This is a genomic window from Pseudomonas sp. RP-B7 (assembly GCF_059803535.1).
In genome coordinates, this window is the sequence record NZ_JAPFHC010000008.1 from 86,284 (window position 1) to 112,125 (window position 25,842).

Annotated in this window: 26 protein-coding genes; 15 read left to right on the plus strand and 11 right to left on the minus strand. The window is 61.3% G+C overall.

The features are described 5' to 3' along the window. Window positions 1-117 precede the first annotated feature (117 nt). Window positions 118-630 (minus strand): glycine cleavage system transcriptional repressor, encoded by a 513-nt coding sequence (locus tag OPU96_RS10145; RefSeq protein ID WP_192299839.1) that lies wholly within the window; start codon window positions 628-630, stop codon window positions 118-120. A gap of 266 nt (window positions 631-896) precedes the next feature. Between OPU96_RS10145 and OPU96_RS10150 the strand changes: the two genes are divergently transcribed. Continuing rightward, on the plus strand, window positions 897-3,074 hold the full coding sequence (locus OPU96_RS10150) for a malate synthase G (protein WP_498559034.1): 2,178 nt from the start codon (window positions 897-899) through the stop codon (window positions 3,072-3,074). 48 nt (window positions 3,075-3,122) lie between these two features. Here the strand turns inward: OPU96_RS10150 and OPU96_RS10155 are convergent, their stop codons facing one another. Beyond that, window positions 3,123-3,563, minus strand: a complete 441-nt coding sequence (locus tag OPU96_RS10155; RefSeq protein WP_498559035.1) for a hypothetical protein — start codon at window positions 3,561-3,563, stop codon at window positions 3,123-3,125. A gap of 249 nt (window positions 3,564-3,812) precedes the next feature. After that, window positions 3,813-4,259, minus strand: coding sequence for a response regulator (locus OPU96_RS10160; RefSeq protein WP_305391644.1), 447 nt, complete (start codon window positions 4,257-4,259; stop codon window positions 3,813-3,815). Between the two features lie 245 nt (window positions 4,260-4,504). Here OPU96_RS10160 and OPU96_RS10165 point away from each other — a divergent pair, with 245 nt between their 5' ends. From OPU96_RS10165 to OPU96_RS10200, 8 genes are all read left to right on the plus strand, one after another. Beyond that, complete coding sequence (locus OPU96_RS10165) at window positions 4,505-6,427, plus strand: putative nucleotidyltransferase substrate binding domain-containing protein (RefSeq protein ID WP_305391645.1); 1,923 nt, start codon at window positions 4,505-4,507, stop codon at window positions 6,425-6,427. After that, window positions 6,424-7,131, plus strand: coding sequence for a 3'-5' exonuclease (locus tag OPU96_RS10170; RefSeq protein ID WP_305391646.1), 708 nt, complete (start codon window positions 6,424-6,426; stop codon window positions 7,129-7,131). The genes OPU96_RS10165 and OPU96_RS10170 overlap by 4 nt, the downstream gene beginning before the upstream one ends. Window positions 7,132-7,230: 99 nt before the next feature. Beyond that, window positions 7,231-7,749 carry an RNA polymerase sigma factor gene (locus tag OPU96_RS10175; protein WP_226454483.1) on the plus strand — a complete coding sequence of 173 codons (519 nt, stop codon included), beginning with the start codon at window positions 7,231-7,233 and terminating at the stop codon, window positions 7,747-7,749. Then, complete coding sequence (locus tag OPU96_RS10180; RefSeq protein WP_498559036.1) at window positions 7,746-8,714, plus strand: FecR domain-containing protein; 969 nt, start codon at window positions 7,746-7,748, stop codon at window positions 8,712-8,714. The genes OPU96_RS10175 and OPU96_RS10180 overlap by 4 nt, the downstream gene beginning before the upstream one ends. A 217-nt stretch (window positions 8,715-8,931) precedes the next feature. Continuing rightward, window positions 8,932-11,361: a TonB-dependent siderophore receptor gene (locus OPU96_RS10185; protein ID WP_498559037.1), complete on the plus strand. Its 2,430-nt coding sequence runs from the start codon at window positions 8,932-8,934 to the stop codon at window positions 11,359-11,361. 63 nt (window positions 11,362-11,424) lie between these two features. After that, window positions 11,425-12,519, plus strand: a complete 1,095-nt coding sequence (locus OPU96_RS10190; RefSeq protein ID WP_498559038.1) for a PepSY-associated TM helix domain-containing protein — start codon at window positions 11,425-11,427, stop codon at window positions 12,517-12,519. After that, window positions 12,516-12,698: a hypothetical protein gene (locus OPU96_RS10195; RefSeq protein ID WP_305391649.1), complete on the plus strand. Its 183-nt coding sequence runs from the start codon at window positions 12,516-12,518 to the stop codon at window positions 12,696-12,698. The genes OPU96_RS10190 and OPU96_RS10195 overlap by 4 nt, the downstream gene beginning before the upstream one ends. A 145-nt stretch (window positions 12,699-12,843) precedes the next feature. Then, window positions 12,844-13,473 (plus strand): glutathione S-transferase N-terminal domain-containing protein, encoded by a 630-nt coding sequence (locus OPU96_RS10200; protein WP_226454488.1) that lies wholly within the window; start codon window positions 12,844-12,846, stop codon window positions 13,471-13,473. Between the two features lie 190 nt (window positions 13,474-13,663). Here OPU96_RS10200 and creD read toward each other — a convergent pair whose 3' ends face one another. The 4 genes from creD to rloA2 are packed head-to-tail and all read right to left on the minus strand — an operon-like array spanning window position 13,664 to window position 17,706. Then, window positions 13,664-15,037, minus strand: coding sequence for a cell envelope integrity protein CreD (gene creD, locus OPU96_RS10205; RefSeq protein ID WP_305391651.1), 1,374 nt, complete (start codon window positions 15,035-15,037; stop codon window positions 13,664-13,666). 51 nt (window positions 15,038-15,088) lie between these two features. Further along, a complete protein-coding gene (gene creC / locus OPU96_RS10210) occupies window positions 15,089-16,528 on the minus strand; it encodes a two-component system sensor histidine kinase CreC (protein ID WP_305391652.1) in 1,440 nt (479 codons plus the stop codon). Beyond that, window positions 16,528-17,196: a two-component system response regulator CreB gene (creB, locus tag OPU96_RS10215; RefSeq protein ID WP_226454490.1), complete on the minus strand. Its 669-nt coding sequence runs from the start codon at window positions 17,194-17,196 to the stop codon at window positions 16,528-16,530. Before creB ends, creC begins: the two co-directional genes overlap by 1 nt. Before the next feature lie 9 nt (window positions 17,197-17,205). Then, window positions 17,206-17,706 carry a retropepsin-like aspartic peptidase RloA2 gene (gene rloA2, locus OPU96_RS10220; RefSeq protein WP_192299853.1) on the minus strand — a complete coding sequence of 167 codons (501 nt, stop codon included), beginning with the start codon at window positions 17,704-17,706 and terminating at the stop codon, window positions 17,206-17,208. 174 nt (window positions 17,707-17,880) lie between these two features. Here rloA2 and yihG point away from each other — a divergent pair, with 174 nt between their 5' ends. Then, entirely contained in the window at window positions 17,881-18,768 is an 888-nt protein-coding gene (gene yihG / locus OPU96_RS10225) for a 1-acylglycerol-3-phosphate O-acyltransferase, YihG family (RefSeq protein ID WP_498559039.1), read from the plus strand. Here the strand turns inward: yihG and OPU96_RS10230 are convergent. Beyond that, window positions 18,765-19,337, minus strand: coding sequence for a DUF2780 domain-containing protein (locus tag OPU96_RS10230; RefSeq protein WP_192299855.1), 573 nt, complete (start codon window positions 19,335-19,337; stop codon window positions 18,765-18,767). The genes yihG and OPU96_RS10230 overlap by 4 nt on opposite strands. Window positions 19,338-19,488: 151 nt before the next feature. Here OPU96_RS10230 and OPU96_RS10235 point away from each other — a divergent pair, with 151 nt between their 5' ends. The 5 genes from OPU96_RS10235 to OPU96_RS10255 all read left to right on the plus strand — a co-directional run bounded on the left by OPU96_RS10235 (window position 19,489) and on the right by OPU96_RS10255 (window position 22,809). Then, entirely contained in the window at window positions 19,489-20,115 is a 627-nt protein-coding gene (locus OPU96_RS10235; protein ID WP_498559040.1) for an RNA polymerase sigma factor, read from the plus strand. Further along, the gene (locus tag OPU96_RS10240; protein ID WP_498559041.1) at window positions 20,112-20,789 is read left to right on the plus strand and encodes an anti-sigma factor; all 678 of its coding nucleotides are present in this window, start codon (window positions 20,112-20,114) and stop codon (window positions 20,787-20,789) included. The genes OPU96_RS10235 and OPU96_RS10240 overlap by 4 nt, the downstream gene beginning before the upstream one ends. 85 nt (window positions 20,790-20,874) lie before the next feature. Continuing rightward, a complete protein-coding gene (locus OPU96_RS10245; protein ID WP_226454495.1) occupies window positions 20,875-21,333 on the plus strand; it encodes an anti-sigma factor in 459 nt (152 codons plus the stop codon). Window positions 21,334-21,474: 141 nt separating this feature from the next. Beyond that, on the plus strand, window positions 21,475-22,449 hold the full coding sequence (locus tag OPU96_RS10250; protein WP_498559042.1) for a hypothetical protein: 975 nt from the start codon (window positions 21,475-21,477) through the stop codon (window positions 22,447-22,449). Further along, window positions 22,450-22,809, plus strand: a complete 360-nt coding sequence (locus OPU96_RS10255) for a hypothetical protein (RefSeq protein WP_498559043.1) — start codon at window positions 22,450-22,452, stop codon at window positions 22,807-22,809. Between the two features lie 42 nt (window positions 22,810-22,851). Here OPU96_RS10255 and fdhA read toward each other — a convergent pair whose 3' ends face one another. The 3 genes from fdhA to OPU96_RS10270 all read right to left on the minus strand — a co-directional run bounded on the left by fdhA (window position 22,852) and on the right by OPU96_RS10270 (window position 25,733). Next, window positions 22,852-24,051, minus strand: coding sequence for a formaldehyde dehydrogenase, glutathione-independent (gene fdhA / locus OPU96_RS10260; RefSeq protein WP_192299859.1), 1,200 nt, complete (start codon window positions 24,049-24,051; stop codon window positions 22,852-22,854). Between the two features lie 181 nt (window positions 24,052-24,232). Next, window positions 24,233-25,090, minus strand: a complete 858-nt coding sequence (gene purU / locus OPU96_RS10265; RefSeq protein WP_226454496.1) for a formyltetrahydrofolate deformylase — start codon at window positions 25,088-25,090, stop codon at window positions 24,233-24,235. Window positions 25,091-25,100: 10 nt separating this feature from the next. Further along, complete coding sequence (locus tag OPU96_RS10270) at window positions 25,101-25,733, minus strand: sarcosine oxidase subunit gamma (protein WP_192299861.1); 633 nt, start codon at window positions 25,731-25,733, stop codon at window positions 25,101-25,103. Between the last annotated feature and the right edge of the window lie 109 nt (window positions 25,734-25,842).

Consider the following 25,842-nt stretch of genomic DNA (forward strand, 5'->3'; position numbering starts at 1 on the left):
AATTGCTCGTTTTTTGCTCAAGCAGCGCAGAAGCCCGGCCGGCGTGGCCTGGCGCCGGGTCTCTACAGGTTATCCACAGGCCCATGCAAGATTTCCATGCATAACCCTGTGGGCAGATTATTCCTCGTGGTGCAGTTCCACCATCAAGTCGTCGGCCAGGGTTTCCAGGGAGAGCTGCAAGGTGTCCAGGGATAACGCTGCCGGCACCCGCAACAGCGCCTCGGCGGTAAACAGCGGATCACCGCTCATCGGAGCCGGCCGCACATCGGTGCTCAGGCTCTCCAGGTTCACCCCCTGTTTGCTCAACAACGCCGTGATCTCCCGCACGATGCCCGAGCGGTCATTGCCCACCAGCGTCATCAGGATGGATTTGGACGCCGACGCCTGCCCACTGCTGCCCTCACCCACCAGCACACGGATGCCATGTGTGGATAAGTCCTCCAGCGCGCCTACCAGGGCCTGACGGTTTTCTGCAGGAACGCTGACCCGCAGGATCCCGGCAAACTGCCCGGCCATGTGCGCCATGCGGCTTTCCAGCCAGTTGCCGCCGTGGGCGGCGATGTTCTGTGCAATGCGTTCCACCAGGCCGGGTTTGTCGGCGGCGATGATTGTGAGTACAAGATGGTCCATGGCGATGCCCTCTGGAATTCAATCTACAAGGTGGACCCGGAAGCCCTTGATAACAAATCGTGTACCATTTTTATATTTATCTGGAACAATCCAATAGTTTTTTGAGAACATCCGGTTCTCCGCTGTGACCGTACGACCAAAGTGGGTCGCTAAACGACGTATTTAGTCTAATTTTCACAACCGCAAGTCATCATGTAGTATGCGCAACCTGGCACTACATAATGAAAATCTAAAAAGCGCTTAAGCTGTGCAGAGTGAGGCAAGCAATGACTGAACACGTTCAAGTCGGTGGCCTGCAGGTCGCCAAAGTCCTGTTCGACTTCGTGAACAACGAAGCCATTCCCGGCACCGGCATTACTGCCGAGCAGTTCTGGGCCGGTGCCGACAAGGTCATCCATGACCTGGCACCGAAGAACAAAGCCCTACTCGCCAAACGCGACGATTTCCAGGCGCGGATCGACACCTGGCACCAGACCCACGCGGGCCAGGCTCATGACCCGGTGGCCTACAAGGCCTTCCTGCAAGACATCGGATACCTGCTGCCAGGAGCCGCAGATTTCCAGGCCACGACCCAAAACGTCGACGACGAGATCGCCCGCATGGCCGGCCCGCAGCTGGTGGTGCCGGTGATGAACGCGCGTTTTGCCCTCAACGCATCGAATGCGCGTTGGGGCTCGCTGTATGACGCGCTGTATGGCACCGACGCCATCAGCGAAGCCGACGGCGCCGAAAAGGGCCAGGGCTACAACAAAGTGCGCGGCGACAAGGTGATTGCCTTCGCCCGCGCCTTCCTCGACGAAGCCGCACCGCTCAGCGCCGGCAGCCACGTCGACTCCACCGCTTACAAAATCGTTGATGGCAAGCTGATCGTCGGTCTCAAGGGCGGCAGCAACAGCGGCCTGCGCGACGATGCGCAACTGATCGGTTTCCACGGCGACGCGGCACAACCGACTGCCGTACTGTTGAAACACAACGGCCTGCACTTCGAAATCCAGATCGACGCCAGCACCCCGGTCGGCCAGACCGATGCCGCCGGTGTCAAAGACGTGCTGATGGAAGCCGCGCTGACCACCATCATGGACTGCGAAGACTCCGTCGCCGCCGTCGATGCCGATGACAAAGTCGTGATCTATCGCAACTGGCTCGGCCTGATGAAGGGCGACCTGGCCGAAGAAGTGGCCAAGGGCGGCAAGACCTTCACCCGCACCATGAATGCCGACCGCGTCTACACCGGCGTGAATGGCCAGGACGTAACCCTGCACGGCCGTTCGCTGTTGTTTGTGCGCAACGTGGGTCACCTGATGACCATCGACGCGATCCTCGACAAAGACGGCAACGAAGTACCGGAAGGCATCCTCGACGGGCTGATCACCAGCCTGGCCGCGATCCATAGCCTCAACGGCACCAGCACTCGCAAAAACAGCCGCACCGGCTCCGTGTACATCGTCAAACCGAAGATGCACGGCCCGGAAGAAGCCGCGTTCACCAACGAGCTGTTCGGTCGCATCGAAGAGGTGCTGAACCTGCCGCGCAACACCCTCAAAGTCGGGATCATGGACGAGGAGCGCCGTACCACGGTCAACCTCAAGGCCTGCATCAAGGCGGCCAGCGAGCGCGTGGTGTTTATCAACACCGGCTTCCTCGACCGTACCGGCGACGAAATCCACACCTCCATGGAAGCCGGCGCGATGGTGCGCAAGGCGGCGATGAAGGCGGAAAAATGGATTGGCGCGTACGAAAACTGGAACGTCGACATCGGCTTGAGCACCGGCCTGCAAGGCCGTGCGCAAATCGGCAAAGGCATGTGGGCGATGCCCGACCTGATGGCTTTGATGCTCGAACAGAAAATCGCCCACCCACTGGCCGGCGCCAACACCGCTTGGGTGCCGTCGCCGACTGCGGCTGCGCTGCACGCGTTGCACTACCACAAGGTCGACGTATTCGCCCGCCAGACCGAACTGGCCAAGCGCGAACGCGCGTCGGTGGACGACATCCTGAGCATTCCTCTGGCGACCAATACCGATTGGTCCGACGAAGAAATCCGTAATGAGCTGGACAACAACGCCCAGGGCATCCTCGGTTACGTGGTGCGCTGGATCGACCAGGGCGTCGGTTGCTCGAAAGTGCCGGACATCAACGATGTGGGCCTGATGGAAGACCGCGCCACCCTGCGCATTTCCAGCCAGCACATCGCCAACTGGCTGCGCCACGGCATCGTCAACGAAGCCCAGGTGCTGGAAAGCCTCAAGCGCATGGCGCCGGTGGTCGACCGTCAGAATGCCGGGGATAAGTTGTACCGCCCACTGGCACCGGATTTCGACAGCAACATCGCGTTCCAGGCAGCGGTGGAGTTGGTGATTGAAGGGACGAAGCAGCCGAATGGCTATACCGAGCCGGTGTTGCATCGTCGGCGTCGGGAGTTCAAGGCCAAGAATGGCCTGTAAATGAAAAAAGCCCTGGTCGAGAGACCGGGGCTTTTTCTTCAGGAGAGCTTAGGGAAAGAGGTACTTAAACTCGCCATCAACCGTCACTTCGTCAGTGCCGTTGCTAAATACTGCCCCCCTAATCTTCCCTGTAATCTCGGCGACTTCCTTATCGCCCTCTCCAGTGATCTTGACCAGCACCTCTAGCGTCCCTTTCCGAACGTGTGGGTAAGTATCAAATACTGACGCGTAAAACACTGCATTCCCAAGAGCCGTGAAGAGAAAGCTGTTTTGCCCTACCTGCAGACCGCCAGGGTACCTCCACCCCATGGCTACACCTGTTCCCTGGGATATTAAGGTTTGGCTAAATCCGCCGGAGACGCCTTCCGTTGTAAAAGAGTGGTTCTGGTTATTTAACGTGTAATGGATTTCTGCGTGGTTCAGCCCTGCTTTGACATCCGCGTAGGCAGCTTGAAACTCTTGCTGAGTAAGGTGCGGGGAGGTAACCATGATGAACTCCTGTCTACCAGTGGAGAAGTTTTCGGGAAAAGCTTCCACTACCAGTTAACACGCGCCACGCCTCTACTGCCTACTGTCAACATTGACAGCTATTACAAATCGCCGACTAACGGCGCCAGCTGCGCCACCCGACCTACTACCGACCTCGTGTCTGTGTCGTACCGTCAACGTCGGATTTGTGAACACAGTCAAAGGTGGGAGGGAGCTTGCCCCGATGCGGCCCACAAAGCTGCCACAAAATCAGGGCACCATCCCCAACTCCCGCTTCACCAGTTTCGCCAACTTCACGCTATCAATCGGCTTGAGCAAGAAGTCCACCACACTCAAATGCATCGCATCGATCACATCCAACGCTTCCGCGTCTCCCGACATGATGATGATCGGCAACGCCGCCCGCGTGGACTCGCGCACCTTGCGGATCAGTTCCAAACCGTTGCTAGGCGCCATGCGCAGATCGGTGATGAGCAGACCTATGGAACCGCTGGACTGCAACAATGCCCACGCCGCCTCGCCACTCTCGGCAGTCATGCAGCGAATGCCGTCCAGCCCGAGGATTTCCGCCAGCAGTTCACGGGCGTCCTTGTCATCATCGACGATCAACACCCGTTGCGGCGGTAAATCAGGCTCCAGCATCACGGCGCTCAGCGCCTCGCGCTCGGCATCGCTCAAAATATCGTGATCGGACATACGGTTCTCAGCAGTTCTCATCAATCTCCCAGCACACTCGTCAGACATCTGCGGAAGGGCGAACAATGTGCACTTCGTCGGAAAGTTTGCCTAGTGGGCGTTCTACGGGTTTTGCACGATCTTCATCTAAGGTTTCGCCCTAGGTTTATGCCGTTTGTATCGACCTAGACTTACGTCCAATGGGCACCCGCAGCGCAGGAGTCGACCATGCAGACCGATAACGACAAAAAAATGCGGTCACTGTCATGAGTAAAGCTGATGCCTTCGCCCAGGCGGGGAAAACTGCCGTACTACAGAATATCCACGGCACCTTGCAGTTCCTGCAGCGCTTCCCGCCGTTCAACCAGATGGAAAACGCCCACCTGGCGTTCCTGGTGGAGCAATGCCAACTGCGCTTCTTCGGCCCCGGCGAGAGCATCCTCAAGCCGTCGGGTGGGCCCGTCGAACACTTTTACATCGTCAAGCAAGGCCGCGTGGTCGGCGAACGCCCGGATTCAGCCGAAACCACCTTCGAAATCACCACCGGCGAATGCTTCCCCCTCGCTGCCCTGCTGGGTGAACGGGCTACCCGCACCGAGCATAAAGCCGCCGAAGACACCTTCTGCCTACAGCTGAACAAACCGGCGTTCATCAAACTGTTCGCCCTTTCCAGCCCGTTTCGCGACTTTGCCCTACGCGGCGTGAGCAGTCTGCTGGATCAGGTCAACCAGCAAGTCCAGCAAAAAGCCGTGGAAACCCTCGGCACCCAATACTCCCTGAACACCCGCCTCGGCGAGTTGGCCATGCGCCACCCGGTGACATGCAGCCCCACCACGCCGCTGCGCGAAGCGGTGACGCTGATGCACGAGCAGCAGGTCGGCAGCATCGTGATCATCGACGAGCACAAGGCGCCGCTGGGGATTTTCACCCTGCGCGACCTGCGTCAGGTGGTGGCCGACGGCACCAGTGATTTCAACCAGGCCATCGAACGCCATATGACCCAGGCGCCGTTCTATCTGACGCCAGACCACAGTGCATTCGACGCCGCCATCGCCATGACCGAGCGACATATCGCCCACGTCTGCCTGGTCAAGGAGCAACGCCTGTGTGGCGTGGTATCCGAGCGCGACCTGTTTTCCCTGCAACGGGTAGACCTGGTGCACCTGGCCCGCACCATCCGCAACGCGCCCCGGGTCGACAACCTGGTGGCGATTCGCGGCGAGATCGGCCAGTTGGTCGAGCGCATGCTGGCCCATGGCGCGTCGTCCACCCAGATCACCCACATCATTACCCTGCTCAACGATCACACCGTGTGCCGGGTGATCGAACTGACCCTGGCCGAAAGAGGCGACCCCGGCGTGCCGTTCAGTTGGCTGTGTTTTGGCAGCGAAGGCCGCCGCGAACAGACGCTGTATACCGACCAGGACAACGGCATCCTGTTCGAGGCCAAGGACGCCGCCGAAGCCGCGCAGATCCGCGCGCAACTGTTGCCGTTGGCGCAGCAGATCAACCAGAGCCTGGCGCTGTGCGGCTTCAGCCTGTGCAAGGGCAATATCATGGCCGGCAACCCCGAGCTGTGCCTGTCGCGGGCCGAATGGGCGCGGCGTTTCGCGGCGTTTATCCGCGAGGCGACCCCGGAGAATCTGCTCGGTTCCAGTATTTACTTCGACCTGCGCGTGGTGTGGGGCGATGAACGCGGCTGTGAACAACTGCGCCAGGGCATTCTCGATCAGGTTGGGGATAACCGGCTGTTCCAACGCATGCTGGCCGAGAACGCCTTGCGCCAGCGTCCGCCCGTAGGACGTTTCCGCGACTTTGTGCTCACACGCAAAGGTGGCGAAAAGGCCATGCTGGATCTCAAGGTGCAGGGCCTCACGCCTTTCGTCGACGGTGCGCGCCTGCTGGCCCTGGCCAATGGCATCCACGCCAACAACACCCTGGAGCGCCTGCGCCAACTGGTGCTCAAGGAAATCATCGAGCCGCTGGACGGCGCCGCCTATGAGGAGGCATACCACTTCATCCAGCAGACCCGCATGCAGCAGCACCAGTTGCAGACGCGGGAAAACCAGGCATATTCCAACCGCGTCGACCCCGACAGCCTCAACCACCTGGACCGACGCATCCTGCGCGAATCCCTGCGCCAGGCCCAACGCCTGCAAAGCAGCCTGACGTTGCGGTATCAGCTGTGAGTTTGTTCAGTTGGCTGCGTGCGAAAAAGCCTGGCCTCGACAGCGCGCAACTACAACGCCTGGCGCAACTGCCAGAGCCCGCGACGCTGGGCAATAACACGTTGCGCACGCAACGCTGGGTGGTCGTAGACCTGGAAACCAGCGGCCTGAACCTCAACCGTGATCAGGTGCTATCCATCGGGGCGGTGGTGATCGAAGACGGTGCGGTGGATTTCTCGCAGATGTTTGAACGCACCCTGCAACGGGCCGAGACCAAACTCAGCCCCAGCGTGTTGATCCACGGCCTTGGCCCCAGTGCAATTGCCGCTGGCAGTGATCCGGTCGAAGCGCTGCTGGATTTCATGGCGTTTGTCGGCGACAGCCCGTTGCTCGCGTTCCACGCGCCATTCGATCAACACATGCTGTGCCGGGCGCTCAAGGACAGCCTGGGTTACCGCCTGACCCACCCGTTCCTCGACGTGGCCGACATCGCCCCGCTGCTGTGCCCCGAAGCGCATATCCGCGAGGCCGGGCTGGACGACTGGATCAGCCACTTCAATTTGCAGGTCGGCGAACGCCACCACGCCAGCGCCGACGCCCTGGCCACAGCCGAGTTGATGCTCATCTTGTTCAGCCGTGCGCGCCAGCAGTTCATCGACACGCCCCACGCCCTGCAAGAGCGTTTGAGCCAATGGAAACGGCGTAAACAAGCGCCATCGTTTTAGTGGCACCACCCGACAGACGCCAATTGCGTCCACCCTACGGCTCTGACACAATCGCGAATAATTCTCGTTAGTTTAAACGTTTTGTTTGCCAGGTGATCCTTGTCGTCGATCCAGACCCCACGCAGTGAGCTTGTTGGCGCGTTGTATCGCGACCATCGCGGCTGGCTGCTGGCCTGGCTGCGACGCAACGTAGCCTGCCCGAGCCGCGCCGAAGACCTGAGCCAGGACACCTTCATGCGCCTGCTCGGCCGCGACGAGTTGCGCGAACCCCGCGAACCACGGGCGTTCCTGGTGGCCATCGCCAAGGGCCTGTTGTTCGACTACTTCCGCCGCGCCGCACTGGAACAGGCCTACCTCACCGAACTGATGCTGATCCCGGAGAGCGAACATCCCTCCCCGGAAGAACAGCAACTGATCCTCGAAGACCTCAAGGCCATCGACCGCCTGCTCGGCAAGCTGTCGAGCAAGGCCCGCGCCGCCTTCCTGTATAACCGCCTCGACGGCCTCGGCCACGCCGAAATCGCCCAGCGCCTTGGCGTGTCGGTGCCTCGCGTGCGCCAATACCTGGCCCAGGGCATTCGCCAGTGCTACATCGCGCTGTATGGCGAGCCGCAGTGAACACGATCAGCTCCAAACCGGTGTCGTCCCGCGTGCTGGACGCGGCGATTGCCTGGCAACTGTCCCTCGATTCCGGCGACGGCAGCGCGGTTGAGCGCGAAGAGTTCGACAAATGGCTGGCCAGCGACGAAGAACACGCCCGCGCCTGGCGCCAGTTGGGCATGCTCGACCAGCGTTTCAGCGCCGCCTCGGGCCCGGCGCGGGTGGCGTTGTTGCAGTCCCGCGAGGGCATTCGCCAGCGGGTGCGCAAGCTCGGCAGCGGGCTGGCAAGCATCGCGCTGGTCATCGGCCTGGCGTTGTTCGCCGGCGAGCGCTACGTACCGATCCACTATTGGCTGGCCGACCAACGCACCGCCACTGGCGAGCAGCGCACGCTGAAGTTGCCGGACGGCACGCTGATCAACCTCAACACCCACAGCGCCATCGACGTACGCTTCGATGAAAAGCGCCGGCTGATTGTGTTGCAGGACGGCGAAATCCTCGTCGAAACCGGCCACAACGACGCGCGGCCGTTCTATGTGCAGACCCGCGACGGCAGCCTGCGCGCACTGGGCACGCGGTTTATCGTCAAGCGCGAAGACCACGCCACGCGCTTGAGCGTGCTGCAATCGGCCGTCGGCGCCCAGCCCGAAACGTCGCCGCACGAACAGGTGTTCAAGGAAGGCCAGCAAGTGCTGATGCGCAGCGACGGGCTGGGCCCGACGCTGACCGTCACCCCGGCTACCGACGCCTGGACGCGCGGCATGCTGGTGGTGGACAACGCACGCCTGGGGGATGTGATCGAGGAACTCAGCCGTTATCGCACCGGGCACCTGGGCGTGGATAACAATGTGGCCGACCTGCGGATCACCGGCAGCTTCCCGCTGCATGACACAACCCTGGCGTTGAATGCGCTGTTGCCGACTTTGCCGGTTCAGATCGAGCAGCATACGCCGTGGTGGGTGACTGTCAGCGCCAAGCCTTAGGTTCTGTAGTGCCTGGCCGATTGCTTTCGCGAGCAAGCCCGCTCCCACATTCGACCGCGTTCTACCTGAACGAATGCGGTCAAGTGTGGGAGCGGGCTTGCTCGCGAAGAGGCCCCCAAGAACAGCGCAAAAAAATAATTACACCCAGCCCTATCACTTTTCGATTCTCGTTCGGCACCTAGGCAATTGAGAAATATTTCCATTCAGGAGCCGCCCCATGTCCCGCACGCTAGACACCCTGCTGCGCCCCAGCCTGTTAGCCGTGGCCATCGCCCTCGGTACCCCGCTGGCCAGCCCCTTGCTGATCGCCGCCGAACAGGCCTCCAGCGTGCGTGCCTACAACCTGCCGGCGGCGCCCCTGGCGGCCACCCTGAACCAGATCGCCAGCCAAGCGGGCCTGGCCCTGACCCTCAACCCGGCGCTCGCCGCCGGCAAGACCTCGGCCCCGGTCAAAGGCCAGTTCGATGCACCGGGCGCACTGCGCGAAGCCCTGCGCGGCACGGGCTTGCAGTTGGAACAGAGCAGCGCGGGCACGTACACGCTGGTGGCAATCCCGGAGGGTGTAGTGGCGTTGCCGCAGACCAATATCATTGGCCAAGGCAGCTATGAAAGCGCCTGGGGCCCGGTGGACGGGTATGTCGCAACGCGCACCGCTGCCGGGACCAAGACCGATACCGCTCTGGTCGAGGCGCCGCGCTCGATTTCCGTCGCCACCCGCCAGCAGATGCAAGACCGCAACGTGCAGAACCTGGATGACGCGGTCAAATACATGCCCGGTATCGTCTCCGCGAGCTACGGCAGCGACACCCGCTACGACTGGATGCGCGTACGCGGCTTCGAACCGACCCAGTTCCTCGACGGCCTGCCACTGCCGCGCGGCGTCTACGCCAACCCGAAGGCCGAGACCTGGAACCTCGACCGCCTCGCCCTGCTGCGCGGCCCCGCGTCGTCGGTGTACGGCCAGACGCCACCGGGAGGCCTCCTGGACATGGTCAGCCGCCGTCCCAGCGAAGAATCGAGCCATGCCGTCCAAGTGCAATACGGCAGCGACAACTACCGCCAGATCAACTTCGCCAGCACCGGCAAGATCGACGATGAAGGCCAGTTCCTCTACGGCCTCAGCGGCGTGGTGCGCGATGCCGGCACTCAGGTCGATCATATCGATAACAAGCGCTACAACATCGCCCCCAGCCTGACCTGGAACGTCGACCCCGACACCAAGCTGACCTTGCTCTCGCAGTTCACCCGCGACGATACCGGCACCACCAGCCAGTTCATGCCGATCCAGGGCACCAAGATCAAATCGCCGCTGGGCGAAGTGTCCCATCACAAGAACCTGGGCGACCCGGACTACGAGTTCTACGACCGTACCTACTACGCGCTGGGTTATGCCTTCGAACACCGTTTCAACGATACGTGGCAGTTCAAGCAGAACCTGCGCTACACCAAGTCGGAATTATCGTTCCAGCAATTGACTGTGGGCTCCTATGCCTATTCGCCGGCGGATGCCGCGGGCAATATCAGCCGTTCGACCACCAATGTGGACGAGAACATCGGCCAGTTTGCGGTGGACAACAACTTCCAGGCCGACTTCGCCACTGGCGACGTGATCCACACCTTGCTGCTGGGCCTGGACCACCAGCGTACCGATACGTCCTACCGCGCGATTTACGGCACCGCTTCGGGTATCAACATCTTCAACCCGGTCAATACCACGCCGACGGTGCGCCCGACCGACGTCCGGCCGTTCTACGACTACAACCAGAAAACCGTGCAGACCGGCCTCTACGTACAGGACCAGATGGCCCTGGACAAATGGCGCCTGACCCTGGGCGGGCGCGAAGACTGGGTGCATCAGGCCACCACTTACTTCAACGACAGCGATGCGACCAACACCGACCGCATCAAACACTTCAGCGGCAACGCAGCGCTGAGCTATGTGTTCGATTCCGGCTTCGTACCGTACTTGTCCTACGCCGAATCGTTCCAACCGGCGAGCAACGCCGATACCAGTGCGGCCAAGACCTTCAAACCGACCGAAGGCAAACAGTGGGAAATGGGCGTCAAGTATCAGCCGCCCGGTTCCAACACGCTGCTGACGGCGGCGGTCTACGATCTGACCCAGAAGAACGTGCAAGTGACCACCCTTGGCGCTGGCAACCAGCAGATCAACAGCCAGACCGGCGAAGTGAAGGTCAAGGGCCTGGAGCTGGAAGCCGTGTCTGACGTGACCGAGAACCTCAAGGTCATCGCCGCTTACACCCTGGCCAAGTCCGAGGTGCAAAAAGGCATCTACAAAGGCAACCGCCTGACCTTGATGCCCAACCAGCAAGCCTCGCTGTGGACTGACTACACGTGGCACACCGGCCCACTCGATGGTTTCGGCGTCGGCTTTGGCGCGCGTTATACCGGCAACACCTATGGCGACCAGGCCAACACCTGGCTGGGCAAGGCCAACGCCTACACCGTGTTCGACGGTTCGGTGCATTACGACCTCAGCCGCCTGGACAACGCCCTCAAGGGCGCATCGGTGAAGCTCAACGCCACCAACTTGTTCAACAAGGACTACCTGTCGACCTGCGACGCCAACTATTGCTACTTCGGTGACCAACGCAGCGTCGTTGCCAGCGCCACCTACCAGTGGTGATCGGCTGAGTTAACAGCCGGGCCGCCCCCAGTGGGCGGCCTCGGCATGTCTGAAGGCTGGAAAATGAAAAGCACCACCATCCGCCGCTGGTCCTTCGTCCACACCTGGACCAGCCTGATCTGCACCGTATTCCTGCTGCTGCTCGCCCTCACCGGCCTGCCGCTGGTGTTCCATCACGAGATCGATCACCTGCTGGGCAGCGAGCCGCAATTGGCGCAGATGCCCGCCGACACGCCGCAACTCAACCTGGAGCAACTGGTGGCAAAGGCCCAGGCCCATCGCCCCGGCGAGGCCATGCAGTACCTGGCCTGGGACGAGGACGACCCGAACGGTGTGATCGCGATCATGGCCGCCACTGCCGGTACCGAACCCAATTCGTCGCACACCTTCATGCTGGATGCGCGTACGGGCGATGCGGTGCAGATGCCGTCGGCAAATGGCGGCTTCACCCTGTTTCTGCTGCGTCTGCATGTGGATATGTTCGCCGGGCTGCCGGGCAAGTTGCTGCTGGCGTTCATGGGCATTCTGTTTGTGCTGGCGATCATCTCGGGCACGGTGTTGTACCTGCCGTTCATGCGCCGCTTGAAGTTCGCCACCGTGCGCCAGGACAAATCCACGCGCCTGCGCTGGCTCGACCTGCATAACCTGCTCGGCGTGGTGACCCTGACCTGGGCCCTGGTGGTCGGCGTCACCGGCGTGATCAGCGCCTGCGCCGACCTGATCATCGCCGCCTGGCGCCAGGACAGCCTCGGCGCCATGATCGAACCCTACAAAAACGCCCCGCCCTTGACCCAGCGCGCCCCGGCAACGGACTTGCTGACCATCGCCGCCAAGGCCGCACCGGGCATGCAGCCAGACTTTATCGCCTTCCCCGGCACGCGCTTTTCCAGCGAGCACCACTACGCGGTGTTCATGAAAGGCAGCACTCACCTGACCTCGCACCTGCTCACGCCGGTATTGATCGACGCCAGCACCCTGGCCGTCACTGCCATCGCCGAGCGGCCGTGGTACATGGACGCCATGGGCATGTCCCAACCGCTGCACTTTGGCGACTATGGCGGCATGCCGATGAAGATTTTGTGGGCTGTGCTGGATGTGCTGACCATCATCGTGCTGGGCAGTGGGGTTTATCTGTGGATCGTCAGGCGTAAGACATGAAGCCAAGGCAGTCGAGTTTCTGGAAAGTGTTCGGGATTCCGCTGGGGATTGGTTTGCTCAGTGCGGCCGGGTTGTTTGCGGCGTTGCTGGGGGATGGGTGGTGGGATGCGTTGAGTTGGGTGGGGTTGGGGGTGCCAGCGGCGCTTGGCACTTGGGGGTTGTTTAAGCGGCGTAGCTGATGGCGCTTTCGCGAGCACGCCCGCTCCCACATTCGACCGCGATCCGCCTGACAAAATGGGGTCAAATGTGGGAGCGGGCTTGCTCGCGAAGAGGCCTTCAAAAACACCACAAATGCCTCTAGGCTAGCCGCTGCCATCTTGAGGAATGCCCATGCCCACCATGACCCTGTTCCACAACCCCGCTTCCCCTTTCGTGCGCAAGGTCCGCGTGCTGCTGATCGAAACCGGCCAACAGGACCGCGTGGCGCTGCAAGCCACCCTGCCGACGCCGGTCCAGCCCGACCTGCAAGTGGTGCAAGGCAACCCCGTGGGCAAGATCCCGGCCCTGCGCCTGGCCGACGGTTCGATGCTGCACGACAGCCGGGTGATCCTCGATTACCTCGACCACCAGCACGTCGGCAACCCGCTGATCCCCCGCGACGGCTCCGCCCGCTGGCGCCGCCTGACCCTCGCCTCGATGGCCGACGGCATCATGGATGCCGCCGTGCTGGTGCGCTACGAGACCGCGATGCGCCCGGTGCAGAAGCACTGGGACCAGTGGCTGGATGAGCAGCGCAACAAGATCCGCCGCAGTGTCGCCGAGTTGGAAGCCGAAGCGATTGCCGAGTTGGCCAGCCATTTCGACATCGCCGCGATAAGCGTGGCGTGTGCCTTGGGTTATCTGGACTTCCGCCACCCGGACCTGCAATGGCGCCTCGACAACCCGCAGCTCGCCGCCTGGTACGCCGAGGTCAGCCAGCGTCCGTCGATGCTTGAAACCCAACCTCCCGCCTAACCCCCACCGACATTCCCCTGTGGGAGCGGCGGTGCGAAGATTCGACTTGCTCGCGAATGCGGTCTATCAGTAACGGATTCATTGACTGACCCACCGCTTTCGCGAGCAAGCCCGCTCCCACATTGTCCAGTGGCATGGTTGAGGAAGTTGACTAGCCTCGCCTTCATCTGCTGATCTTCCCTTAACCCAATCATTGCACCGCCCCCAGATCAAACTGCAACGGCTCCACCACCTTGCGCTTGCCCACGCCATACCAATCCAGTTTGCGCGTCAGCACCATCACCGTGCCCAGCAACCCAAACAGCAACAGCGAGCCCATCAGCAGCGCGTAATCCTCGGCACTCAACAGCCCGTAGAGCAAGGCATACAACGCCGCCAACCCCGCCGAAAACCCCAGCCCGTGGCTGACGCTGCGCAGCACATGGCACACGTAGAAACCGATCAACAACACGCAGGCACTCGCCGAGATCAGGTAAGCCAGGGCAAAGCCGATGTGCTCGGACAACGACAACAGCAGCAGGTAGAAAAACGCCAGGGCAAAGCCCACCAACGCGTACTGCACCGGGTGCACTGCCAGGCTCTTGAGCACTTCAAACAGAAAGAAGCCGGCAAAAGTCAGGGCGATAAACAGCAGCGCATATTTGATCGCGCGGTCGCTCTTGAGGTACTGGTCCACCGGGTCGATGAAGTTGACGCCGAAGCTGCGGTTGTTGAAGTCCTTGCAGCCCTGCCCGTCCAGGCAACTTTGCAGCGCCTGCTCAAGGTTGGTGGAAAAGAATGAGGTCTGCCAGTTGGCGCTGAAGCCCTGATCGGTGACGTCACGCTGGGCCGGCAGGAAGTTGCCGATAAAGCTCGGATGCGGCCAGTTGGAGGCGAGTGACACTTGGCTGACCTTGCCCACCGGCACCACTTGCAGTTGTTCGGTGCCTTGCAGGCGCAGGTCGAAAGCGAAGGTCACGACATAAGGTTTTTTACTGTCCTGCTCCGGCAGCGCCACGTGCACGCCCTCGCCCAGCCAGTCGACTTGGGAGCCCGGTTCGAAGTCCAGGCGCTGGCTGCCCAGTTCCAGTTTCAGCGAGTTCTCGATGCCACGAATATCGCTGATACCCACCGCCAGGAACGCCGGTTCAAAGCGGTAGTCGGCAAAGTCTTCGGTGATGCCCAGTTGTGCCGGCAGTTCGAAATGCCCGCTGATACGGTTGTCGGCATGGAACAGCCGCGCCTGGTAGATGCCACGGGCGCGCAGTTCGGTCTGCACCTTGCCGTCGAGTTCGAAGCTGTCTGGCAGGAAGTACAAACGGCCGCGCTCTTCACGGGTGACTTCGTAGCGTTTGTTGAGCTTTTCATTGAGCTTCCACTCGCGCACAGTCTTGCGGTACGGCACCACCATTAACGGGCCAGTCAGACGCTGGCTGTAACTGGAGCTGCGGGCGATGTCATCCAGCACGGCATCGCGAGTGTTTTGGCGATCGCCGATGATGCCGTTGATCATCAGCAGTGGAATCAGCAACACCAGCATCAGCAGCGCAATCGCGCCAAGTTTGAAAAGCAGACTGCGGTTCATGGGACTCTCCCTGTTTTGATGGGGAGAGTCTGGGCAGCCTGTGTGGGAGATTTATGTGGGCACTGTGGAGACTGTGTGGAGATGCAGCACCACGTTCACCCCACCTTGCACATTGCCGATCTGCAACGCGCCGCCGTGCAGCTTCATCACTTCTTCGACAAAGTTGAGGCCCAGGCCGGTGCTTTTGCGCCCGCTGGCCGGGCGTGGCAGCGAGTAGAAACGCTCGCTCAGGCGCGGCAGGGCGTAGTCGGGAATCGGTGCGGCCTGGTTGAACAGGCTGACGTGCACAGCGTTGTGCTGCACCTGCGCGCTGAACCGCAACACCCCACCGGGCGGGGTGAAGTCCAAGGCGTTGTCCAGCAGGTTGCCGAGGGCCTGGCGCAGCAGGAAGGGTTCGCCATACACCTTCACATCCGCCGTTATCCGTTGCTCGACATGCAGGCCCGCGCCTTCGATCCGCGCACATTGGGCCTTGAGCACGTCCTCGACCATAGTCGCCAGCGGAATCTGCGCCTGCTCTTCCAGCCCCTGGCGTTGCTCGACTTGCGCCAGGTTCAGCAGGCGTTCGATCAACTGCTGCAAGCGCGCGCTTTCGCTGTCGATATTGCCGACAAAGCGCTGCTGCTGCTCGCGGCTCATGTCGCCCTGCAACAGCTCCGCCGCGCCGCGAATCGCCGCCAGCGGGCTTTTCAGTTCGTGGGTCAGGGTGTGCACGTAATGTTCGACGTAGGCCTTGCCCTCCAACTGCGTGCGCATGTGCTCCACGGCGGTGGACAGCTGCTTGAGCTCGCCGCCACGGTAATGCGGCAACTCGGCCCGCCGACCTTCGCTGACCGCCTCTGCGTAGGCCGTGAGCCGACGCAGGGCCACGCTCAGCCACCACGACAGCAACGCCCCGAGCAACAGGCCCAGCACAACCAGGCCGGCGCCGTACCACAGCAAGCGCCGCTCGGTGCGGTCCACATAGGGCTGCAACGAACTGTTGGGCTTGGCCACGGTGACCACGCCGATGATCTGGCCGTTGTCGCGGATCGGCGCACCGACGTGCATCACCGACGACGCGGCGTCATCCGCTGCGCTGCGGGTGGAACGGGCGCCGTACTCGCCGCGCAGGGTCAGGTACACGTCGTTCCATTTGGAGTAATCCTGGCCCACCGCTTCGCCCGTGGAGTCGAGCAGCACGATGCCCTTGGCATCGGTCACGTAGATGCGGTGGTTGACCTGGTTTTTCGGCAGCCCCCAGATGGTCGCCCCTGGCTGGCGGTTGCCATAGGCCTTGAGCAATTCGGGCCAGTGGCTTTGACCAAGGGTGCCGTTTTTCACGTCATCGCGCAGGATCTCGGCGAGCAGGTTGGCGGTGTCCACCAGGGTTTCCTCGGTGGACTGACGCACGCCGGGGCGGATTTCCTTCATCACCGTGCTGAGCACGAAATAACCGGTCAGGCCGATAAACAGCGCGTACACCAAGAAGATCCGCAGCCCCAGGCGCATCAGCTGTGGCTCGGGCTGTAGCTGTAGCCGAGGCCGCGATGGGTCTGGATCGGCTCGGCCTCGGCGGCGACGCTGCGCAACTTGCTGCGCAGGCTTTTGATATGGCTGTCGATATTGCGTTCGTAACCGGCATCCGCGGCCACGCCGACCGCGTCCAACAATTGCTCACGGCTGAACACACGCTCGGGCTGTTCCAGCAGGCTTTGCAACAAACGGAATTCATGCCGCGTCAGGCTCAGGGGCTGGCCGCGATAGTTGATCTGCATGCGTTCCAGGTCCACCTGAAACACCGCCGGCGCAACACCGGGTCCTACACGCTTGAGGATCGCCCGCACCCGCGCCGCCACTTCCCGCGGGCTGAACGGCTTGACCACATAATCATCGGCGCCGATTTCCAGACCCACCACCCGATCGATCTCGCCGTCACGGGCACTGAGGAACATCACCGGCACTTCACTGAAGCGGCGCAATTGCTTGCAGGTTTCAAAGCCGGTGATGTCCGGCAGGCCGATGTCGAGGATGATCAGGTCAGCCGGGGTCTGGCGCTGATAGGCCAGCGCCTCCTGGCCGAGGCTCAGCCAGGTGGTGGTGAAACCCTCGCCTTGCAGGGCGAACAGCAGCGTATCGGCTATCGCCGCTTCGTCTTCGACAATCAGGATGTGGGGCATGGGGCTCTGTCAGCAGTCCGGTTTGTCGGCAGTGTAACGACGGGCCGGGTTTACCGCAGCGCCGAATTCACGCAGGGCCTTGGCACCGATCAGCAGCGGGTAGTTGAAGCTGCTGCGGTCGGTGAGGTTGACCTCGACGGTGCGCTTGACGTTGCCCAGGCACATTTCCAGGTCGATCACCGGGCGCTTGGCCACGGCGGGTTCGTCCTTCTCGTCATCTTCGTCGGCGCGGCTCTTGATCTTGCTGATCCGCGCGACCTTGTGCTCGTAGACTTTGTCCGACGCATCCTTGCCGCCGAGGCGGAAACGCACCCAGTCATCGCCATCGCGCTGGAAGGTTTCGATGTCACGGGCCGACAGCGAAGCGGTGAGCGCGCCAGTGTCCATCTTGGCCTTGAAGGTTTGGCCGATCTCCGGCAACTGGATGTATTCGTAGCGACCGTAAAGGGTCGGTTCAGCAGCCATGACCGGCAAGGCAACCAGGGCAAGCGAGGCAAATAGAAGTTTCACGAAGGCATGTCCTCGGAAAGAAGTAGGCGGATTCTAGACCGCACGCGCGGCACTTAGTTAGCTCTGCCGAACCATACCCGGCACATTGTGAAACATTCGTCCGATACTTTGCGATTTGGTCTCTAGACTCAGCTCTCTTATCATGGCCCGCCCACAAGATCCCAAGAGTTGCTTATGCGCCGCCTGCTCACCGGCTGTCTGGTCACACTGCTGCTATTGCTCAACACCCTGGTCCTGATCGGTCCGTTGATGGTGTTTGCCCTGCTCAAGCTGGTCGCCCCTGGCCGTTCTCGCGACTCTATGTCCTGGGCGGTGATGTGGATCGCCGAGACCTGGGCCGAGATCGACAAACTGATCTTCGCGCGCTGCATCCCCACCCGCTGGGATATTCGCGGCGGCGACGACCTGCGTCGCGACACCTCCTACCTGGTGATCAGCAACCACCAATCCTGGGTGGACATCCCGGCGCTGATCCAGGCCCTCAACCGGCGCACGCCGTTCTTCAAGTTCTTCCTGAAAAAAGAGCTGATCTGGGTGCCGTTCCTCGGCCTGGCCTGGTGGGCGCTGGATTACCCGTTCATGAAGCGCTACAGCAAGGCGTTCCTGGCCAAGCATCCGGAACTGGCCGGGCAGGATCTGCAAATCACCAAACAGGCCTGTGAATTGTTCAGGCGCCAGCCGGTGACGGTGGTCAATTACCTGGAAGGGACGCGCTTCAACGAGGCCAAGCACCAGCAGCAGGGCTCACCGTTCAGGCGCCTGCTCAAGCCCAAGGCGGGCGGCGTGGCCTTCGTGCTGGCGGCGATGGGCGAACAGCTGGACGCGATCCTCGATGTGACCGTGGTGTATCCACAGCAAAAGATTCCGGGGTTCTGGGATTTGATCAGCGGCGCGGTGCCAGAAGTGATCATCGACATCCGTACCCGTGAACTGGACCCGGCGTTGTGGCAGGGGGATTACGAGAACGATCCGGCGTTTCGCCAGACCGTCCAGAACTGGGTGAACCAGCTCTGGAACGAGAAGGATGCGCGCATCGAACAACTGCGCGCAGAGCGTTCTTAGCTGCCGGTGCCCCACGCCTGGGCCAATTTGCCCAGCAACGATTCGTTGGCACCCTGGCCGCCCAGGAACTGCAGGATCACCGGGGCAAACTGGCCGATCATGCCGCTGTCCATACCCAGGGCGCCGAACGCGGTGTTCAGGTCGTTGGTGCTCTTCACGTTACCCAGCAGGCCGTCCAGGCCGCTGGTCTTGCTGCCACCGGCCTGGCCGAGCATCCCGCTCAAGGCGCCGAGGCTGCCCAGGGCATTGTTGCCCGACAGCTGATCCAGGCCCGGCACGCTGTTGCCCAGTTGCGAGTAGTCATTGCCACTCAGCTTGTTCTTGGCCAGGCCGAGCATCGCGCCGGTGCCGCCAATGGCTTGCTCGGGGGTGATGTTCAGTTGCGAGGTCAGTGTGCTCAGCAAATCGGCCGTCTCGGACGACGGTGCGGCAGCGGCAGCCTTGTTGTTGCCACCTTGCATGCCGGAAATCGCATTGGCTGCATCGCCAAGGCTGAAGCCTGCGGCGAACACCGGGCCCGCTGCCAGGGTCATCAGGCAGGAAAGGGCGAAACCGCGTGAAATCTTCATTGAAACAACCTCTGGATGTAAGAGCTGAAAGCATGGGTTTGACTGACTGTCCCGAAGGATTGTTCCCACATGGAGGTTAGTTCAGAAAAGGCTGCATCCGAATCCCCTGCCCTCGCGTATATCCACCATGCGCCGCCGCGAGTGAAATGGAATGAACGCACAAGCTGAACTACCCTTTGCCTACCGTGCGCAGTGCCTTCGACCTCGTTCGCGAGCCTGGAGATGCCTTATTTCGATCAACGACGCTGATCCGTTGTGCGCCTTGCTGGCCCGATGTGCCGAGGGCAATCGCCAGGCGTTCGAAACCCTTTACCGCAGTGTTTCGCCGCGCTTGCACGGCGTTGCCTTGCGGTTCATGGGGCGCCCGGACCTGGCCGAAGAGGTGCTGCAGGAAGCCTTCGTGCGGATCTGGTACAACGCCTCGCGCTACGAGGCCCACCTGGCGGCGCCGATGACGTGGATGGTCAACATCACCCGTAACCTGGCCATCGACCAACTGCGCAAACACCGCGAGCAACCCCTGGCCGACGGCCAGCAGGACGCCCTGCTCGATGACGGCCCCAGCGCCCACGAGCAACTCGACCGCGAACGCGATACCCATGCACTGAACCGCTGCCTCGACAGCCTTGACGGCATGCAGCGTCAATCGATCAGCGTGGCCTACTTCAAGGGCCTGTCGTGCGCAGAGCTGGCCGCGCACATGGCGGCGCCGCTGGGCTCGGTCAAATCCTGGATCCGTCGCGGCATGGAGCGCCTACGCAGGTGCCTTGAATCATGAACTACCAAACCACGACCCTGCGCCGCGCCCTCGCGGCCGACTACGCCATCGGTCTGATGCCCGCGACCGCGCGTCGGCGCTTTGATGGGTTGCTGCTGGAAGATCCCGCGCTGCGGGTCGAGCTCGGCCATTGGCAGGACGCCCTCGCCACGCTGACCGGCGAGCTGCCGGAACACCCGGTGCCGGATCACGTTTGGGCGGGCATCCAGGCGCGCATCGAACCGCAGGTGCTGCATATGCCGGCGAAGAAAGCGTTCAGGATCAGTTGGCGCTTGCTCGCGGCCGCTTGCGTGCTGGGCGCGGCGCTGCTGGTGGGCGTGCTGTACCCCCGCGATCCAGGCGTGACGTACAACGCCACCCTGGTCAACGCCAGCCAGCAACCGGCATTGCGGGTGCAGGCGGTGGGTGACCGACTGCAGGTCGAGCCCCTGGCCCTGGCCGCCGTGGAACCGGCGCGTGCCCTGCAACTGTGGGCGATTCCCGCCGGTGGCAAACCGATTTCACTGGGCTTGGTACCCACAGCGGGTAAAGGTCAAATCCAGCTGAGCAACGCACAAAAAGCCCTGCTCTCCACGCCACTGACCTTGGCCGTGAGCCTGGAGCCACAAGGCGGCTCACCGACCGGCCAGCCCACTGGCCCAGTGCTATATCAAGGCAAATTGGCATCACTTTAGCGAAGATCACGGGCGATGGGTTCAGGAACCCATCGTCCTGCACAAGGTCCATGAGTTGACTACAAAATTTGTCAGGAAGAGACCTATGACTACGATCGACCCCCAAGTGATTGAGCACAAACCCTCATTCTGGAACGGCCCGCGTCTGTTCGTGGGCGCCTGCCTTGTGGTGCTCGCTGGTATCGGCGGTGCCCTTTACACCCAAGACTCGGTCAAATCCGCCGCGACCCTGGTGACCACGACCCAGCAGCCCGCTGCGCAGATCATGGCCCACAAGGACTACCTGGAAGTGCAACCGATTGCCGCCGCCACCCCTGCGCCAGACCAGAGCCTGGAACTGTGGGCAATCCCCGAAGACGGCGTGCCAGTGTCCCTTGGCCTGTTGCCGGAAGACGGCAAAGGCATCATCGGCCTCAACCCGCGCCAGCAAGAGTCGATCAAGAAGCCGGTCACGCTGATGGTGAGTTCGGAAACCAAAGGCGGCTCGGTGAGCAAACAACCGACAGGCCCGACGGTGTACCAAGGGGCGTTGGCCAATCGCTGATCCTTCCCACACTGCCATTGTAGGCACGAGCGGACACTTGAGTAGTCCGCTTCTGAAACGTTAACCATGCTCCAGTTAGCGTCTTACTCCATCTGTGGCGCCTTCTTATAGTCGTGCGCCACAATCTTGGAGGTGTACGCGATGCAAGGACCCTACGCATTCATCAACGAAAGGCCTCAGCCTTATCCACTGCTCAAACTAAGCCTGTCACTCAACCTGCACACGCACACAAAGTTCGATTTCCTCAATCAGCACATCCGCAACACCGTGGTGTTGCCTGGGCAGTTGGTCATTATCGGAGATAACCGAACAGCGTCCTGCACGTCAAAAGAAGCGCGATTGATGCGCTCAGCCGAAAACATCAAACACTCGTTATTGGCGCACTCTGCCGTCGATCAATTCTTGGTCAAAAACTACGATCAACTACAAGTAATCATGTCCCTGGCCTCTCTTGGCATTGGCAGCACCAGTGGTGCCTGGAGCAATCACCTGGCAAAGCTCGAGAAAACGCTCAAGGACATCGATGATTTGCATAAGCAGTACTTGAGAAAGGGCACCCTGGCGGCAAGAGATGAGTTCTTGTTTAAACGCAGGGAACTGTTTGCGAAGCTTGATATTCAACTCTCAGGATTTGCGCACTGGGGCACAGGGTTGAAACGCGAAGGTTCGATTAAAAAGATGCTGGGGATTTCCAGTAAGAGCTATTGGCACCATGGGGAAATCCAGGGGTATGAGCAGTCGGTCAAGCGTATAGCCAAGGCCTCGCAAATGCTGAAGAAGGGGACTTACATCGGTATCGCGCTGGATGTAGGAGCAACGGCGTTGGAGATAACGGAGGCTTGCTCTACCGGACGTGAGCAAGACTGCACCCAGGCAAAGTACGTTGAAGGAGGCAAGCTAGTACTTGGCATCGGTGGTGCTGCTGCGGGAGGTACATTCGGGGCCCCTATCGGAATTGCGGCATGCATGATTGTTTTTGGCATACCGACGGCAGGCGCCGGCGCCTTGGCATGCGCAGTTGTAGGTGGTGCAGCAGGCGGACTGGTCGGTGGCAAGGTGGGGAGCGAGTTGGGGGAAAGTACTGGAAGATTTCTCTTCAAGACTGTGAGGGATTAGATGTTCATTGAATACATCGGCATCTGCTCGGGGGCCATCATGCTACTTAGCTTCCCGCTGATCTTTTACGCCATGTTCAAAAAACTCGATGCTGCAGAGCGCTATGTGGACTGCAGCGCCTATATCATCGTGCACAAGAGTGCACTTCGTAATGCTCCCTTTGAAGGGCGGCCCTCTCGTCTCGTCGCCATGGCGCTCATCATTCTAGTTCCCAGACTATTTCAATGGAGGCATTTGGTACGTGTTGAGGATGTCGAAAAAATACCTGCGCATCTCAAGTACTGGATGGTCATACCCACCCTGATCAGCTTCATCTCTTTCATCAGTATGTGTATCAGCTGGTTGTTTATAAAAAACTGACCCATGAGATAAGGGCGACCCTGAGTCGCCCTTATCTGTCGATTACGCCGCGCTGAACAGCTTGTGCGGATCGATCACAAACTTCTTCGGCACGCCTGCGTCAAACTCGCCGTAGCCTTTTGGCGCGTCGTCCAGGCTGATGACCTGCACACCGACGATCTCGGCGATGTTGATACGGTCCCACATGATCGCTTGCATCAGCGCGCGGTTGTACTTCATCACCGGGGTCTGGCCGGTGTGGAAGCTGTGGGATTTGGCCCAGCCCAGGCCGAAGCGGATGCTCAGGCTGCCCATTTTCGCGGCGGCGTCGACGGCACCCGGATCTTCGGTGACGTACAGGCCCGGAATACCGATCTTGCCCGCCACGCGCACCACGCCCATCAGCGAGTTGAGCACGGTGGCCGGGGCTTCCGCCTTGACGCCGTCGTGCCCATGACCACGGGCTTCGAAGCCCACGCAGTCGACTGCGCAATCCACTTCAGGCTCGCCCAGCAAGGCGGCGATCTGTTCATGCAGCGGCGTGTCCTGGGACAGGTCGACAATTTCAAAACCCTGGGCCTTGGCGTGGGCCAGGCGGATGGTGTTGACGTCACCGATGATCACCACCGCCGCGCCGAGCAGGCGGGCAGACGCGGCAGCGGCCAGGCCGACCGGGCCGGCACCGGCGATGTACACGGTGCTGCCAGGGCCAACGCCGGCCGTGACGGCGCCGTGGTAGCCGGTTGGCAGGATGTCGGAGAGGCAGGTCAGGTCGCGGATTTTTTCCATGGCCTTGTCGCGGTCCGGCAGCTTGAGCAGGTTGAAGTCGGCGTACGGCACCAGCACGTATTCGGCCTGGCCGCCGGTCCAGTCGCCCATGTCGACGTAGCCGTAGGCCCCCCCGGCACGCGCCGGGTTGACGGTCAGGCACACGCCGGTGTGTTGCTCTTTGCACGAGCGGCAGCGGCCGCAGGCGACGTTGAAGGGGACGGAAACCAGGTCGCCGATCTTCAGGTTCTCGACGTCGCTGCCCTTCTCGATCACTTCACCAGTGATCTCGTGACCGAGCACCAGGCCGGTCTGGGCGGTGGTACGGCCGCGCACCATGTGCTGGTCGGAGCCGCAGATGTTGGTGGAGACCACGCGCAGGATGACGCCATGCTCGATCTTCCTGCCACGGGGGTCCTGCATTTTGGGATAGTCGATTTTCTGTACTTCGACCTTGCCGTTGCCGAGATACACGACACCACGATTACCAGACATGCTTTCACCTCGCTGTTGTTTTTATGGAACTGCGTTGCCCTTTGGCTGGGCAGCGCGTTTAAGTGCTCGGGTTACAGATGCTGTTTTTGCGTTGTTTGTCAGGGCCTCATCGCAGGCAAGCCAGCTCCCACAGGAGTACGCATTCCCAATGTGGGAGCGGGCTTGCCCGCGAAGGCGTCAGTCAGAGCACCACCGTTCTATTGGCGTTCAAGAAAACCCGCCGCTCAATGTGATACCCAACGGCCCGGGCCAACGTCAGCCCTTCAATATCACGCCCCTTGGCGATCAAATCCTCGGGATAGTGGCTGTGATCCACCACCTCCACGCCCTGGGCGATGATCGGGCCTTCGTCCAGATCGTTGTTGATGTAATGCGCCGTGGCGCCCACCAACTTCACGCCCTTGTTGTACGCCTGATGATACGGCTTGGCGCCCTTGAACCCCGGCAACAACGAGTGGTGAATGTTGATGGCCTTTCCATCAAGTTTGCGGCACAGCTCCGGCGACAGCACTTGCATGTAGCGCGCAAGGATCACCAGTTCGGCACCGGTGTCTTCCACCACCTGCCACACCTGACGCTCCTGGGACGGTTTGTCATTGGGGTCGAGGGGGAAATGGTAGTAGGGAATCTGGTGCCAGTCGGCCAACGGCTTCAGATCGGGGTGGTTGGACACCACCGCGACCACGTCCATCGACAATTGGCCGATGCGCTGGCGGTACAGCAGGTCGTTGAGGCAGTGATCGGCCTTGGAGACCATGATCACCACTTTTGGCCGGTAGTTTGGCGCCGTCAGCTCAAAGATCATCCCAAAGGCTTCGCCGCGAATGGCCAGGCCATCGCGGAAACCTTGCTCGTCAAAACCGTCGGGCTGGCGGAACTCCACGCGGATGAAAAACCGGCCCGAAAGCCGGTCATCGAACGAGTGGTGCTCAGTCACGTAGCAGCCCTGCTCGAACAGGTAGCGGGTGACCGCGTCCACCGTGCCGAGCACGCTGGGGCAGTCGGCGGTCAAAATCCATGTATCAGGTGCGCGGCTCATGGCTGATTCCTCAGGCTTGGACGTTGAGGCCGAATTCCGCCGAGGCGTCCTGCAACCACAACCACCAGTAGTCCGAGAAGCTGCGACGAATCAGCAGTTCCCAGGTGTTTTCGGCCGTGTGGCGGATCACCAGTTGCGACTTGGCGAACACCGTGCCCACCGCCTTGCCTACCGGGAAGTTGTCGGGGTGTACGTCGTAGCTGGTGGACTTCATCAACACGTCGCGCACGTTCGGGCCGCTCAGTTCAAGGATCTGCTGGCCGCCGCTGACGTTGACCACCTGGATATGCAAATCACCCAGGGCCTCGCGCAGGTTTTTCTCGGCGGCGAATTCTTCACCGCTTGGCACGATGAGCAACCACTCATCCGGGCCGAGCCATTGCAGGCTGGTTTCGCCTTTGACGATCACGGTCAGGGCGCTGGGCAGTTCGATGCCGAGGGCCTTGTGCACGCCGGCGGCGAAGGCTGCATCGTGCCCATCGCCCCGGATGGTCAGGTGGCCCAGGAGTTTCTTTTCACGCACGGTCACACCGGCGTTCTTGCGGCCCTTGCCAACCAGGCTGGCGAGGTCGGCATGGTGCAGCGACGACTCGGCCTTGGCCCCGGTGGTTGGGCGTTGTTGGTACACATTGGCTGCTGTCATAAAGCACCTATCCAAATTCTGTTGTGAGGCTACTGGCGTCTTCGCGAGCAAGCCCGCTCCCACAGGGTTTACGCATTCCAAATGTGGGAGCGGGCTTGCTCGCGAAGGC

Bases quoted from the DNA above. Each gene is read 5' to 3' on its own strand.
- yihG (WP_498559039.1), top strand. From the start codon at position 17,881: ATGCGCCGCCTGCTCACCGGCTGTCTGGTCACACTGCTGCTATTGCTC.
- OPU96_RS10230 (WP_192299855.1), bottom strand. From the start codon at position 19,337: ATGAAGATTTCACGCGGTTTCGCCCTTTCCTGCCTGATGACCCTGGCA.
- purU (WP_226454496.1), bottom strand. From the start codon at position 25,090: ATGAGCCGCGCACCTGATACATGGATTTTGACCGCCGACTGCCCCAGC.
- OPU96_RS10195 (WP_305391649.1), top strand. From the start codon at position 12,516: ATGAAGCCAAGGCAGTCGAGTTTCTGGAAAGTGTTCGGGATTCCGCTG.
- creD (WP_305391651.1), bottom strand. From the start codon at position 15,037: ATGAACCGCAGTCTGCTTTTCAAACTTGGCGCGATTGCGCTGCTGATG.
- OPU96_RS10250 (WP_498559042.1), top strand. From the start codon at position 21,475: ATGCAAGGACCCTACGCATTCATCAACGAAAGGCCTCAGCCTTATCCA.
- OPU96_RS10160 (WP_305391644.1), bottom strand. From the start codon at position 4,259: ATGTCCGATCACGATATTTTGAGCGATGCCGAGCGCGAGGCGCTGAGC.
- OPU96_RS10190 (WP_498559038.1), top strand. From the start codon at position 11,425: ATGAAAAGCACCACCATCCGCCGCTGGTCCTTCGTCCACACCTGGACC.
- OPU96_RS10165 (WP_305391645.1), top strand. From the start codon at position 4,505: ATGAGTAAAGCTGATGCCTTCGCCCAGGCGGGGAAAACTGCCGTACTA.
- OPU96_RS10235 (WP_498559040.1), top strand. From the start codon at position 19,489: ATGAACGCACAAGCTGAACTACCCTTTGCCTACCGTGCGCAGTGCCTT.
- fdhA (WP_192299859.1), bottom strand. From the start codon at position 24,051: ATGTCTGGTAATCGTGGTGTCGTGTATCTCGGCAACGGCAAGGTCGAA.
- OPU96_RS10150 (WP_498559034.1), top strand. From the start codon at position 897: ATGACTGAACACGTTCAAGTCGGTGGCCTGCAGGTCGCCAAAGTCCTG.
- OPU96_RS10245 (WP_226454495.1), top strand. From the start codon at position 20,875: ATGACTACGATCGACCCCCAAGTGATTGAGCACAAACCCTCATTCTGG.
- OPU96_RS10240 (WP_498559041.1), top strand. From the start codon at position 20,112: ATGAACTACCAAACCACGACCCTGCGCCGCGCCCTCGCGGCCGACTAC.
- OPU96_RS10200 (WP_226454488.1), top strand. From the start codon at position 12,844: ATGCCCATGCCCACCATGACCCTGTTCCACAACCCCGCTTCCCCTTTC.
- OPU96_RS10185 (WP_498559037.1), top strand. From the start codon at position 8,932: ATGTCCCGCACGCTAGACACCCTGCTGCGCCCCAGCCTGTTAGCCGTG.
- creC (WP_305391652.1), bottom strand. From the start codon at position 16,528: ATGCGCCTGGGGCTGCGGATCTTCTTGGTGTACGCGCTGTTTATCGGC.
- OPU96_RS10270 (WP_192299861.1), bottom strand. From the start codon at position 25,733: ATGACAGCAGCCAATGTGTACCAACAACGCCCAACCACCGGGGCCAAG.
- OPU96_RS10145 (WP_192299839.1), bottom strand. From the start codon at position 630: ATGGACCATCTTGTACTCACAATCATCGCCGCCGACAAACCCGGCCTG.
- OPU96_RS10155 (WP_498559035.1), bottom strand. From the start codon at position 3,563: ATGGTTACCTCCCCGCACCTTACTCAGCAAGAGTTTCAAGCTGCCTAC.
- OPU96_RS10255 (WP_498559043.1), top strand. From the start codon at position 22,450: ATGTTCATTGAATACATCGGCATCTGCTCGGGGGCCATCATGCTACTT.
- creB (WP_226454490.1), bottom strand. From the start codon at position 17,196: ATGCCCCACATCCTGATTGTCGAAGACGAAGCGGCGATAGCCGATACG.